This window comes from Sphingobacterium anhuiense (genome assembly GCF_042686355.1).
GTDB classification, from domain to species: Bacteria; Bacteroidota; Bacteroidia; order Sphingobacteriales; family Sphingobacteriaceae; genus Sphingobacterium; species Sphingobacterium anhuiense.
In genome coordinates this window covers 183,004-196,723 of sequence record NZ_JBHUPE010000011.1, presented here as the reverse complement: position 1 = coordinate 196,723, position 13,720 = coordinate 183,004, and the positions used below count along the sequence as shown (strand labels likewise).

At 35.6% G+C, this 13,720-nt stretch carries 12 protein-coding genes; 6 read left to right on the top strand and 6 right to left on the bottom strand.

Annotated elements, in window-relative coordinates:
• Positions 1-231: 231 nt before the first annotated feature.
• From ACFS6I_RS20815 to ACFS6I_RS20805, 3 genes are read right to left on the bottom strand one after another with little or no spacing between them, the layout of a single operon-like run.
• Complete coding sequence (locus ACFS6I_RS20815; protein WP_380923482.1) at positions 232-651, bottom strand: hotdog fold thioesterase; 420 nt, start codon at positions 649-651, stop codon at positions 232-234.
• Entirely contained in the window at positions 623-1,171 is a 549-nt protein-coding gene (locus ACFS6I_RS20810) for a DinB family protein (RefSeq protein WP_380923480.1), read from the bottom strand. The genes ACFS6I_RS20815 and ACFS6I_RS20810 overlap by 29 nt, the downstream gene beginning before the upstream one ends.
• Complete coding sequence (locus tag ACFS6I_RS20805) at positions 1,152-2,381, bottom strand: sensor histidine kinase (RefSeq protein ID WP_380923478.1); 1,230 nt, start codon at positions 2,379-2,381, stop codon at positions 1,152-1,154. The genes ACFS6I_RS20810 and ACFS6I_RS20805 overlap by 20 nt, the downstream gene beginning before the upstream one ends.
• Before the next feature lie 161 nt (positions 2,382-2,542).
• On the opposite strand from ACFS6I_RS20805, the gene gltX reads away from it, so the two are divergent.
• The gene (gltX, locus tag ACFS6I_RS20800) at positions 2,543-4,069 is read left to right on the top strand and encodes a glutamate--tRNA ligase (RefSeq protein ID WP_380923476.1); all 1,527 of its coding nucleotides are present in this window, start codon (positions 2,543-2,545) and stop codon (positions 4,067-4,069) included.
• Positions 4,070-4,128: 59 nt separating this feature from the next.
• Here gltX and ACFS6I_RS20795 read toward each other — a convergent pair whose 3' ends face one another.
• The gene (locus ACFS6I_RS20795; protein ID WP_380923474.1) at positions 4,129-7,014 is read right to left on the bottom strand and encodes a DEAD/DEAH box helicase; all 2,886 of its coding nucleotides are present in this window, start codon (positions 7,012-7,014) and stop codon (positions 4,129-4,131) included.
• 171 nt (positions 7,015-7,185) lie between these two features.
• Positions 7,186-7,968, bottom strand: coding sequence for a diaminopimelate epimerase (gene dapF, locus ACFS6I_RS20790; RefSeq protein WP_380923472.1), 783 nt, complete (start codon positions 7,966-7,968; stop codon positions 7,186-7,188).
• Positions 7,969-8,211: 243 nt separating this feature from the next.
• Between dapF and ACFS6I_RS20785 the strand changes: the two genes are divergently transcribed.
• The 5 genes from ACFS6I_RS20785 to ACFS6I_RS20765 all read left to right on the top strand — a co-directional run bounded on the left by ACFS6I_RS20785 (position 8,212) and on the right by ACFS6I_RS20765 (position 12,374).
• A complete protein-coding gene (locus ACFS6I_RS20785) occupies positions 8,212-9,759 on the top strand; it encodes a Do family serine endopeptidase (protein ID WP_380923470.1) in 1,548 nt (515 codons plus the stop codon).
• Positions 9,760-9,864: 105 nt separating this feature from the next.
• Complete coding sequence (locus ACFS6I_RS20780) at positions 9,865-10,299, top strand: low molecular weight protein-tyrosine-phosphatase (RefSeq protein WP_380923468.1); 435 nt, start codon at positions 9,865-9,867, stop codon at positions 10,297-10,299.
• Positions 10,300-10,481: 182 nt separating this feature from the next.
• The gene (locus ACFS6I_RS20775; RefSeq protein ID WP_021188004.1) at positions 10,482-10,829 is read left to right on the top strand and encodes a hypothetical protein; all 348 of its coding nucleotides are present in this window, start codon (positions 10,482-10,484) and stop codon (positions 10,827-10,829) included.
• 9 nt (positions 10,830-10,838) lie between these two features.
• Positions 10,839-11,591, top strand: a complete 753-nt coding sequence (locus ACFS6I_RS20770; RefSeq protein ID WP_132769337.1) for a peptidylprolyl isomerase — start codon at positions 10,839-10,841, stop codon at positions 11,589-11,591.
• Positions 11,592-11,609: 18 nt separating this feature from the next.
• The gene (locus tag ACFS6I_RS20765; protein ID WP_380923466.1) at positions 11,610-12,374 is read left to right on the top strand and encodes an exodeoxyribonuclease III; all 765 of its coding nucleotides are present in this window, start codon (positions 11,610-11,612) and stop codon (positions 12,372-12,374) included.
• A 121-nt stretch (positions 12,375-12,495) separates the two neighbouring features.
• On the opposite strand, the gene ACFS6I_RS20760 is transcribed toward ACFS6I_RS20765, so the two are convergent.
• Positions 12,496-13,557, bottom strand: a complete 1,062-nt coding sequence (locus ACFS6I_RS20760) for an Mrp/NBP35 family ATP-binding protein (protein WP_021189414.1) — start codon at positions 13,555-13,557, stop codon at positions 12,496-12,498.
• Between the last annotated feature and the right edge of the window lie 163 nt (positions 13,558-13,720).

Below are 13,720 nucleotides of genomic sequence, written 5' to 3'. Positions count from 1 at the left end.
TGGTTTATAATAAAAAATCATGCTTTCCATTACAAGACTAATTAAATAAATTCAATATAGGAAATAAAAAGAAGTGGTTTTTGAGATTATTTAGTAATATTTTCATTAGAAAAAAGGAGCATTATACCTAGTATAATACTCCTTTCTTGTAAAAACCGTATTTGTAAACCAATCCAGTTGGCTTCATTTATATTTAAGACAAGTAATAAGAATAAATGTTTTAAAATAATTTTATTTTGGTATAATAGCGACTGTCAATCTGGAAATACAGTTTAAGTTACCTGATTCATCTGCAATTCGAACATCCCAAATATGAGTTTGTTTGCCAATGTGTACGGCTGTACAAACTGCGGTTACTAATCCTGTAGCAACTGGTCTTAAATGATTAGCATTAATCTCCAATCCCACGCCTTTATAAATATCTGGATCAATAATCAGATTGGATGCGATACTTCCTATTGATTCGGCTAGTACAACAGATGCTCCGCCATGTAGGATTCCAAATGGCTGTCTGGTTTTGTCATTCACGGGCATCGTTGCAGTAATGGAATGACTATCGATTTCGGTCGCTTTAATTTCGAGCAGACCGGTCATATATTGAGAAAGGATACCGTTTATCTGCTCAATGCTGTAATTCTGAAACCAAATCATGGACATTGTTTGAGTTGAAATAACGCTCTTGAATAATTATGCGGTGATGATTTAAGTGTCCGGCAATCACATATAATAAAGCTTTTACACTTGTGAGTCTTTCTGACGCCATTCCTTTTCTCTCCAATTCTGCCTCATTGAAGTTTTCGAAAAGAAACATATTTGCTTTTCTAAGATGTACAAATTCTTTACTTAGAGAGGCTAAAGTGCGTTCTCCATATCTTGAGTTTTGGATAAAGTATTCTTGATCATACCCCAAAAGTTCTTTCATATCATTTCGAGAGAAGCGCAGGGCACGGTAAGCCATAATACGTTCATTATCCAAAATATGCCCTATTACCTCTTTAATAGACCATTTATCTTCTGCATAACGGTAATCTCCTTTTTCTTCAGGTATGGTATCTAGGAACGCTGGAAAGGATAAAATTTGCTCTTCCAGTACTTCCATGACATCGCCGACAACGGTCTCAATGTACGTGGAATACACCGCTGGGTATTCATCAGATTTCAGTGGGTTCATATGTTAGATTACTTTTTAATATTATTCTAAATGTTGTTCCTTTTCCTATTTCCGAGTCTTTGACAAAAATGTGGCCTTGATGATAATGTACCATTCTTTTGGTTAAACTCAGTCCCAATCCCCACCCTCGTTTGCGCGTGGTGAAACCTGGTTGAAATACCGTTTCAAAATTTGATCTGGGAATTCCTTTACCTGTATCACTAATGTCTATAAAAATTTCCTCTTTCGCAATATTTTCAGATATTTTAACAGTTATCTTTCCTTCTGATGCAATTGCGTTAACGGCATTTTTCAGAAGATTTTCAATAATCCAATCAAATAAGGGGATGTTTAGTTTCGCTTCAACATGTTTGTCACCCGTGAGCTCGAAGATAATCTTGTCACTTGTTCTTACTTTGAAGTAACGAATGTAAGCGGCTATCACCTCATAAACATTCGCATTGTGAAGAACAGGTGTTGAACCAATTTTGGAAAAGCGATCGGCGACGATTTCTAAACGTTTAATGTCATTTTCCATCTCATTTAAAGTTTCGTCATCTTCTGCATCGAACTTTAATTTAATAAGCTCAACCCAGCCCATTAATGAAGAAATCGGTGTACCGAGCTGATGAGCAGCTTCCTTAGTCAAACCTACCCAGACTAAATTCTGTTCTGATTTTCGAATAGAATTAAAGACCGTATATCCAATAATTAGAAAGATAGCGATTAATGATAACTGAATATAAGGAAACACACGAAGTTGTTGTAGAAACCAGGAGTCTTTGTAATATACCATCCATTTTGCTCCATTGTCTAAATTTAAAATAATAGGAGCATGGCTTTTCTTCATGAAATTGAGTTGCTTCTCAAAGTAATGTGGATCGTAATCCAAATGATGGTTCGAGCTATCTTTTGCTGTTGTTTTAATGTTGGTTTTGGTGGAATCTAAATCCCTCCAGAATACAATATTATCCTTTTCATCGGTAATGATTGCAGGAACTGCTAGACTATCTCTTACTGAGTAGACGAACGTTATAAATTCATCGTCAACATCTGGCATAGTCATAATACTTTTTGTACTCATTGCCCATACCTCTGCTTTTGTCCGTTCTACCTTTGATAAATTTCGAACAAGGTAATTTGTGTACAAAAGCGAAGCCGCCGCGATGATGGCCGCGAAAATAAGCAAGAAAAATTTCCAACGTTGTTGGTTGTATTGATACGGATTCATATAAGTGATCAGGAATCTTGTTGCCGCAAATTAAGTAATTAAATGAAATTTACCTTTATCGGCAACATTTATCTATTCATAAACTCCCTGTTTTATTATTTTATTGTGGTTATCAGTGCTATAGTTTCATTGAAATGAAAATTTTGTGGTAATTTTGTGTCATGAGTTCTGAAAGAAAAGTAAGAGTGCGTTTTGCACCAAGTCCTACAGGTGGATTGCACCTTGGAGGAGTTCGTACAGCTTTATTTAATTATTTGTACGCACGTAAACATCAAGGAGATTTTATTTTGCGTGTTGAAGATACCGATCAGACACGATTTGTTGCTGGTGCAGAAGAATATATTAATGAATGTTTAGCTTGGTGTGGCTTAACACCAGATGAAAGTCCTCTTAAAGGTGGCGATTTTGGACCCTATCGTCAAAGTGAAAGAAAACCTTCTTATCGCCAATTTGCGGAACAATTGATAGAAAAGGGATATGCTTATTATGCATTTGATACTTCGGCTGAATTGGATGAACAACGAAAAAAACAACCGAATTTCCGTTATAGCCATGAAAATAGATTGAAACTTAGAAATTCATTAAGTTTATCACAAGAAGAAACAGCAGAACTATTAGCCGCAGGTACACCCCATACGGTTCGTATCAAAGTACCAACAGATGAAACCGTTTCTTTCAATGATATGATTCGTGGACAAGTAAGTTTTGATACTAATCTTATTGATGATAAGGTTTTGTTAAAAGCTGATGGAATGCCTACTTATCACTTAGCTGTTGTCGTCGATGACAAAGCAATGGAGATTTCTCACGTTTTCCGAGGGGAAGAATGGTTACCTTCTGCTCCTATACATGTTCTATTATGGGAATATTTAGGATGGAATGATCAAATGCCAAAATGGGCACATTTACCATTAATATTGAAGCCCGATGGTAATGGTAAATTGAGTAAGCGTGATGGTGACCGATTAGGTTTTCCTGTGTATGCAATGAATTGGAAAGATGCGCAATCAGAAACTGTAACGCAGGGATTCCGTGAAATGGGATTTTTGCCGGAAGCATTTGTCAATATGTTAGGTGTACTGGGATGGAATGATGGCACAGAACAAGAATTGTTTTCTTTAGATGAATTGATCGCAAAATTCTCGGTAGAGCGTATTAGTAAAGCTGGAGCAAAATTTGATTTTGAAAAGGCGAAATGGTTCAACCATGAGTGGATCAAAAAATCGTCTAACGAGGATCTATTGCCACAGATTAAAGCCCTGTTAACATTGCATAACGTGCAAAAGGTAGACGATCATTTTGTTACTGAAGTTTTAAGTGCAGTGAAAGAGCGTTTGACTTTTGTTTCGGATTTTTGGGAACAAGCATCATTCTTCTTTGTAAAACCAGAAAATTATGACTTAGCTGCTGTTAAACCAAAATGGTCTGCTGAGAAAACGGATTTCTTTCAGAAAATTAATAGCGAATTTGGTAAATTTGAGTCTTGGGATGCTTCAGCATTGGAAGCGTACTTTAAAGGTGCTATTCAGGAGTCAGGCATGAAAATGGGTGAATTGATGATGCCTTTCCGTATTATGTTAGTGGGAGGTAAATTTGGTCCAGATGTGTTTCAAATCGTTTCATTATTAGGACAAGAAGAAGTAATAGCTCGTGTTAATAAAGCTTTAGTAGCTTTTACAGCTGAATAAGAGCACTGATATATATGATAAGCCCCCCATGCGTTGTATGGAGGGCTTTTTTTGAGCAACTAACCCAGTAGCTCTTGAATATCTTCTGAAGAGAGTGATTTGATAAAACTTTCTTCAGTGGTAATTAAACTTTGAGCAATGGAACGCTTCCTGTTTTGCATTGCAAGTATTTTCTCTTCGACAGTATCTTTTGAGATGAATTTGTATATAAAGACATTTTTTGTTTGTCCAATACGGTGAGATCTATCAACAGCTTGTTGCTCCACAGCAGGATTCCACCATGGATCTAAAATAAATACGTAGTCCGCTTCAATAAGGTTTAGGCCTACACCGCCGGCTTTGATGGATATTAAAAACAGCTTGGTGTCTTTATCTTCTCTAAATTGACTAACAGCTTCGTCCCTATTTTTTGTGCTTCCATCCAAGTAGGCATAATTAATACTTTTTTTGTCAAAATAGCTTCTGAAAATATTCAACTGCTTGACGAATTGAGAGAAAATCAATACTTTATTGCCATTTTGAAGTACTTTTTCAAGTGTTTCAATGACAGTATCGAATTTACCCGAATTGCCTGTGTATTCCTGATCAACCATTTTCGGGTGGTTGGCAAGTTGTCTCAATTTAATCAATCCTTGTAATAATGCGATCTGATTTGATTTTGCTTTTCCTGCGAGCTGATTGTCTAAAATGGCATTACGATATTCCGATTTAACCTTTTCATACAGTTCATGCTGTTTCTCTGACATTTCGCAGTAAAGGACCTGTTCCGTTTTTGGAGGTAATTCCGTTGCTACTTGATCTTTAGTTCTGCGTAAAATGAACGGTTTAACTATAGTTTGAAGTCTTTTTGCTTTTTCTTCATCCTTTTTCTTTTCGATTGGTTGAACAAATTCTTTTTGAAAATAAGTATAACTACCCAAGAGGCCTGGATTTGTAAAATGCATCTGTGTCCATAAATCAGAAACAGAATTTTCTACGGGTGTTCCGCTTAATGCTAATTTATGTTGACTTTTTAGACTTTTGATCGCTTTAAATGATTTTGATGTTGGATTTTTAATGTTTTGACTTTCATCTAGAATGATATAGTTGAAGTAAAACTGACTTAAAAATTCCTCATCAATACGAGTGATACCATATGTAGTAATGACCAGGTCATAAGGAGAAAGCAACTGTGGGTCTTTTAATCTATTATTTCCCGTATGCAGATAGATCTTAAGATCAGGAGCAAATTTAGTCGCCTCATTTTGCCAATTGTAAATTAATGAGGTTGGCAATATTAGTAAAGATGTTCTGACAGCATGGTCTGCTATTAATATTTCTTTTTGATGTTGCAGTAGGGCTAATGTTTGAATAGTCTTACCAAGACCCATATCATCTGCCAAGCATCCGCCAAATTTATATTGCTGTAAGAAATTGAACCAATTGTAGCCAGCCCTTTGATAAGGTCGGAGTTGACCATGAAAATTTTTAGGTAATGGTGCATCAGCGATTTCTTCGAAATCAGCTAATTTTTTTAATTTTCGACTAAAGGTAAGTTCTGTATGTTCACTGATTTCATACAGCAAGCCCAGATGAATTTTATTTAATTTTAATTCATTCTTATCCCTAGAGAATTGAAATAAGTGATTGTATTGTGCAAACCACTCTTCGGGTATCATCGCGATCTCTCCATTGGGTAAAGTAAATTCTTTAATGTTATGAAGGATATGATGACGCAATTGAATAAAAGGAATTTCAAAGGGACCAAATTTTGCGATCGCTTTGATATCAAACCAGTCGTTATCCTCATTGATGGATATATCAATGGAAGTTTGGCCGATAAAGAATTTCTTTTCAGCTACATCCTGAATGATTTCAAACCCTTTTTCCCGCAATACCAAATCATTTTGACTTATCCAATCAAAAATAGAAGGCCGTTTTCCAAGTATTTCTTTTGGCAGTAAATCATTAGAGTGGGGATATAGTTTTTCTAACCCAAGCTCAGTAATGATCTTTGCCTGATTTTCTTCCCAAATAATCGATCTTTTTATACGATGGAAAGTATACAGATCATTTTCCTCATCATATTCCATACGAACATTGACCTTATTGTCTTTTCCAGACGAAAAGATATAAGGCCCATATTGAAACTGCAATTCAACATGCGAATCACCTTCCTCATGATAGATTAATTTTAATATTGGGTTGGCATTATGTTGATGGGTCTTGATCTCAAAGCCTTCAGCATATACATTATATTTCTCTATTAAGCTACAAACAAAAGTTTCAAAATATTTTTTCTCGGTACTTCTGGATACAGATATGAATCTTTTATTTAAAAAGGGGCTGAGTTTTTTCCCCTCTAATTGTTGGTCGAAGTGGAATAGGGTATTGTTTAAAAGTAGCCAAGCTTGTTCATTGACAATAACTTGTGCATTCTTAAACATAAATTCCATACGATGGTCTTCATATTTTATCGTTGGAAAATAACGGGTTTCCTCTTCATTTCTTCTAAAATGGAAAAGTACGGAAGCGGGTTGAGGAGCAATCAATAGTTTTTGATCTGCAGGATAACCATCTTTGCTCATGAGGAATATAGGCTTCTCTCCAACAAGGGCAAAGAATTGTAACAATACCTGATCAATTTTTGTTCTTAATAATTCATACAGATTTTTATCAAATACTTTTGAAAAAAAGTCTACGGGTCTTATTGCTTTTTTATGGAACTTTTTAATAAGGCTTGTTTGCTCAATTTCATCTAATAATCGGATTAATTTATAATCCAATTCATCGACCGCTTGCGCATATTCATTGACTGTATTGCTAAATACGCGTTGATATCGAAGTGAATATGTCCCATTTGGATTTAACTTAACCACATGTGGTTCTATTAAATAGCCCAAGTAAGGATGTTCGCAGATTGAATAAACAATTCGGTGTGATGAAGATAACTTTGTTTGTTGCATTAATATATTCGTACCTCTAAAAAGGTTTCTAATATACAGATTAATCTATATGATGTGGCTAAAATTTGTTAATAAATTTATGCTCAATGAACATAAACGTGGATTTTGTTTATGTTCATCAAGTAATATTTGACTTTTTAATAAATTTTTTGGTCAGTCAAAGATGGGGAATTATATCATTCCTTCGAAAACAAATGTGGCAGGGCCCTTCAGGTAAACTTCTGTAAAGGAAGTTCCGTCTTTAAGAAAGGAAATATACAATTGACCTCCTAATACACGGATAGGTATTGTTATTTGTCCATTTAGATTTTCGTGGAGAGCTATAGTCATCGCTGCTGCAGTTGCTCCGGTGCCACAAGCAAATGTTTCATCTTCAACACCTCGTTCAAATGTACGTAAGAAATATCCGGAGTCGCCTTCTTTTTCAATAAAATTGACGTTGATACCCTCTGTTTTGTAGATTTCATTGTTTCGAATCTCATAACCTGCCTTGAAAACATCTAAATCAACCAGATTATGCATAAACTTAATGTAGTGAGGAGAGCCTGTATTGATCACGTATGCCTCTCCATCACGGCTTATTTCTTGTACATCAATCATCTGCAGGTCAATCAAATTATTTTCTAAATTGGCATGATGACTTCCGTCTACTGCCAAAAAGTCAGTTTTGTCAGATATTAATTTGAGATCTCTAGCAAACGCAACAATGCATCGTCCTCCATTGCCACACATAGTTCCTGCTCGTCCATCCGAATTGTAATAAATCATCTCAAAATCAAAGTTTTCTTTTTCTTGCAATAGCATCAGGCCATCTGCACCGATACCAAATCTTCGGTCACAAAGCTTTTGTATCAAACCCTCATTCTTACTGTCAAAATGAAGCTTTCTATTGTCAATTAGAATAAAGTCATTGCCAGCGCCTTGGTATTTTGAAAATTTAATTTTTGCTTCCATTAGAGTGATTGTATCTAGCAAAATTAACTTTTCTGTTACAGATAACATAGGGAAAGTTAAGTTTTGTTAAAATAGTCGTTCATAGTCCTTAATTAACATTTTTTAACGTGTCTAATTTGCAGAGAATATTGAAATGGTACTAGATTTGAAAAGTATCTGTTATATTTATGTAGAATAAATTTTCGGGATAAATATCAATTTGAAGTATATCATATTTAATAAAAAATTTAGAAGCTATAGTTTATGAACAAAGTAAGTTTAACTTTATTAACAGCAGTCTTCGGTGGAGCCGTAGCCCTTGGGGGTTATAAGCTTTTTGAAAATAAAAAGTTTGAAGGAATGTCTATCGAAGACAAACAGAAAGTATATTTTGCGAACAATCCCACTGGAGTGATGTCCTCAACAGGAAATCCTGATTTTACACAAGCTGCTGCTATTGTGTCTCCGGGGGTAGTTCATATTAAAACAACATATACGAGACAAGCGCCTCAAGGTGGTGGATCGGGTTCTCCTTTCGACATGTTTGAAGAGTTTTTTGGAACACCGCAGGGCCGTGGTCGTCAACAGAGACAGGCACAACCTGTCCAAGCGTCAGGTTCTGGAGTAATAATAACAGAGGATGGTTATATTGTAACCAATAATCATGTTGTGGAGGATGCCGATAAGATTGAGGTTGTCTTAACAGATAAACGTTCCTTTGAAGCAAAAGTAATAGGTCGCGATCCAAATACGGATTTGGCCCTTCTTAAAGTGACGGGTAAAGGTTTGCCTGTCGTGAAGCTAGGGAACTCGGATAATGTCAATATCGGAGAATGGGTTTTAGCGGTAGGATATCCACTGGGATTACAGTCTACAGTAACTGCAGGTATAGTGAGTGCTAAAGGTCGTCAGATTGGGATCTTAGGTGAAAGTCAACAACAGCCAAGAGGATATGGCAATCAGGACCAACCTCCTGTGAATTCTTCAATTGAGTCTTTTATCCAGACAGATGCCGTTATTAATAGGGGTAATAGCGGGGGAGCATTGGTTAATGCACAGGGTGAGTTAATCGGTATTAATTCAGCAATAGCATCACCAACAGGAGTTTATGCTGGATATGGTTTTGCAATACCAGTTAATTTAGTTAAAAAAATTGTTGACGATTTTATTGAGTTTGGAAATGTTAAGCGTGGATACATTGGTATTACCTTTACTGAAATTACACCAGAGTTAGCGAAAGAAAAAGGATTTACAGATGTGAATGGTCTGTATGTTCAAGATATCGTTAAAGGTGGAGCTGCTGAAGCTGCAGGAATTCAGAAAGCAGATTTGATTACGAAAATTAATGGTAAAGTGATTACTTCTTCGCCAGTTCTACAAGAAACAATCGGTAGATTACGTCCTGGAGATAAAGTTAAATTAACGTTTAAGCGCGATGGAAAAGAGAAAGAGGTGACGGTAACTTTAAAAGGCGAAGAAACTAATAAAGCTGCAGCTGGTGATAAATCAAGTAAAAGTGCTACCGAAATTTATAATAAGTTAGGTGCTAGCTTCATGCCTGCTTCTAGTGAGAAGAAAAAAGAATTAGGAATTAACTCAGGTGTTGTAGTGACACAAATAAATAAAGGTGGTGTATTTGAATACTTTGGAGTAGAAAGAGGATTAGTGATAACAGAGGTGAATGGGGTTCCAGTTAATAATGTTGACGAAATTGAAGCTGCATTAGGTAAAACAAAACGAAATATTGTAAGCTTAAAAGGAGTTCCTGAACGTGGAAGTACGGTTATTATCAATGTTCCTATTGAATATTAATTAGATTTTAGGTTGGTTATGGAAAGGTGGTTTCGGAATCGAAATCACCTTTTTTTAGTTTATATATACCACTTATAATAGCAATATTATCATTATTTTTAAGGCATGAAAATTTTAATGGTTTGTTTAGGAAATATTTGTCGCTCACCATTGGCACATGGTATTCTGAGCCATATGGCAAAGGAAGAAGGTTTAGATTGGACAATTGAATCTGCTGGAACAGGAGACTGGCATATTGGTCAAAGCCCAGACCGTAGATCTATCGCTGTGGCTAAAAAATATGCAGTAGATATTTCACAACAAAAGGCAATGCATTTTAATCCTAGTTTATTTGAAATCTATGATCATATTTTGGTAATGGATCACCAAAATTATAAGGATGTCGTTGCACAGGCATCAACAAAAGAAGAAAAAGATAAAGTTGCTTTATTTTTAGTTAATGATACTGTTCCCGATCCCTATTTTGATGAAAGCTTATTTGAACCTGTTTATAAGATGATCGAAGCTCGTTGTAAAGAATTAATCAAAGCGTGGAAGTAATAACATGAAAAGTCTAGAACCTCATATTTTCAGGAGATAGGTACATCTTGTTAATCGTGTGTTAACATCAATTGAGGTAAAATTGATAATCTGAATGTACTATGTTTCATATTCACATCTATATATTAGTATATAAATTACAATTTATCTAAGTTTGTCTTTATATCTAAGATTGTCTTTATATGAATGCATCAGAAGTAAATAAGAAATGGGTGATTTTGCAACATGAGATTGCACAGTCATTTGATATGGATCTACCAGATTTAAAAGTGTTTTTATTTCTGATAGGTGTCCAGGAATTAGGAAAAGGACCGCAGACTTTTTCAAAAAGAGAAAAAGAAGAGTTGATGCATATAGCTAATTGCCGCCTTTTTAGTGCAATGGGCTTTTATGAGCTTAAGGGGTTGGACGAACAAGGATGGCCACATTGGGAATTGATTAAGCCTATTCCTAATTATACATTGCTTGAACAAGAGTTGATCATAAAATCACTGATCATTGATTATTTTCAAGAGTTAAATGTAATTTAATAAAACGTAATGAAGAGAATTGTTTTAAGTTTATTTTTTTGTGCTTTATCGATCGTAGTATTTGCTGCAAAGCCTGCGTTTAAATATGTACGTATTCAAACAGATAAAGGAGTAGTTGTTTTAAAACTGTATAATGAAACACCTAAGCATCGGGATAATTTTATAAAATTGGTGAAAGAAAACTATTTCGACAGTTTATTGTTTCATCGTGTTATACAGAATTTTATGATTCAAGGTGGAGATCCTGATTCAAAAAATGCCAAATCAGGACAACTGTTAGGTGATGGTGGTCCAAGTTATACAATTCCTTCAGAAATACAATCGGGATTATTTCATAAAAAAGGTGCTCTTGGTGCCGCACGTGACGATAATCCGGCAAAAGCTTCCTCTGCGTCACAGTTTTACATCGTACAGGGTAAGAAATTTACGAATGCAGGTCTGGATAGTTTAGAAACTTTACGAATGAAAGGCGTAAAATTTACTGAAGCACAACGCACAACTTATACAACCGTGGGTGGTACTCCGCATTTGGATGGAAATTATACGGTATTCGGAGAGCTGGTCAATGGAACGGAAGTTATCGACGCGATTGCCGCTGTAAAAACGGATAAAAATGATCGTCCTTTAACAGATGAGCGTATGTATGTTAAATTATTAACGAAGAGAGAAGCAATTAATTTGGAACGTGAATTAAAGGGTTTAAAACCTCAGAACGGTTTCTTTACAAAGATTGCAGATCTATTTTCTTCTCAAAATTATTAAGCTTCAAAAAAGATTACTGTGAAAATAGTTACTTATAACGTCAATGGTTTACGAGCGGCCATAAAAAAAGATTGGTTAGGTTGGGTAAAGGAAGTAAATGCAGATGTTATATGTTTGCAGGAGATAAAAGCGACTCCAGATCAAATTCCTGAAATAGCATTGCTGGAACAGCTAGGTTATGAACATTATTGGTATCCTGCTCAGAAAAAAGGATATAGCGGTACCGCAATATTTACTAGAATAACACCAAAACATGTTGAGTATGGATGTGGACATGAGGATTATGACTTTGAGGGACGAATTATTCGTGCAGATTTTGATGATTTATCCATCATGAGTACGTATTTTCCTTCAGGCACCACGGGAGATATCCGACAAGATTTTAAGTATCGGTTTCTTGCAGATTTTCAGGATTATTCGAATCAGTTACTACAGGAAAAGCCTAATTTAATTGTATGTGGTGATTATAATATCTGTCACCGCCCGATTGATATTCACAATCCGAAATCAAATGCTAACTCTTCAGGTTTTTTACCAGAGGAAAGAGAATGGATGGAAAATTTTATAAACTCAGGGTATATTGACTCTTTCCGACACTTAAATCCAGATCCGCATCACTACAGCTGGTGGAGTTATCGCGCAGGAGCACGTGCTAGAAATTTAGGTTGGCGTATTGACTATAATATGGTATCAACTGCTTTAGCAGATCGAATCGAATCGGCTACAATATTAAATCAGGCTGTACATTCTGATCACTGTCCAGTTGTTCTTAACTTAAAATAATACTATGTCGACGCAGTAGCTTCCATATTTAATGATGGAATAAGTTTATCGTCATTTACAACACAAAAGAAAAGGCCCTAATTCTTTATTAGGGCCTTTTCTTTTTATACAATATACGTTGCTATCTAACAGCTTGTATAATAGACAACTGTTGTGCTACTTTTTCAGCGATTGCTATAAATGCTTTGGTTGTTGGATCTTCTTCATCAATAGCGATTGGAAAACCGTTATCTCCGGCATCAGAAATCCCCTTTAATAAAGGAATCTCCCCTAAGAAAGGTATTTTGTATTCTTCTGCTAGCCTTGTTCCACCACCTTTACCAAATATGTAATATTTGTTTTCGGGTAATTCTGCTGGTGTGAAGTACGCCATGTTCTCCACGATACCCAGCAATGGGATATTGATAGAGTCCATTAGAAACATTCCCATACCTTTAATAGCATCAGCGAGTGCTACATGCTGTGGTGTCGTTACAATGACTGCACCTGCAATAGGATAGTTTTGGGCAACAGTGATATGGATATCTCCGGTTCCTGGTGGCATATCGATTACTAAATAATCTAAATCACCCCAATCAGTGTCATTCAATAATTGTTTGATAGCCGATGTTGCCATTGGACCTCTCCATGGAATAGGCTGATTTGGATCGGTGAAAAATCCGATCGATAACAATTTGATACCAAACTTTTCTATAGGCTGTATTTTAACAGTACCATCTTCATGTTGTACAGATTGAGGTTTTTCACCTTCTAAGCCAAACATAATTGGAAGGGAAGGGCCATAGATATCGGCATCTAAAAGTCCTGTTTTTGCACCTTTAGCATGTAATGATAAGGCCAGGTTTGCAGCAACAGTCGATTTACCCACACCACCTTTTCCCGAAGAAACAAGGATGATGTTTTTAATTCCTAAAAGTTGATTTCCTTCTTTACCTAATACACGTGAGGTCATGTGAACATCTACTGCAATATTCTTGTCAATAAAATGCGCAATAGCATTGCGACAAGCATGTTCTATATGATCCTTAAGTGGGCATGCTGGAGTTGTTAAAACAACTTCGAAAGATACTTTTTGATCTTCAATCACAATATTCTGAATCATATTGAGCGTAACCAAATCTTTTTTCAAATCTGGCTCTTCGACATATGATAATGCTTCTAGTACTTGTTCTTTGGTTATCATCTGATATATGGATGCATGTATATTAAACTACAAATTTACTGAATGATAAATTAAAACTTGTCATAAAGATGTTTTTAATGATATTAAGATTTAATTTTTACATTTGAGTATTCAAAATCGAGTGTGATACGTTGTTATAATATGTCCAATAATCTTAAGACCC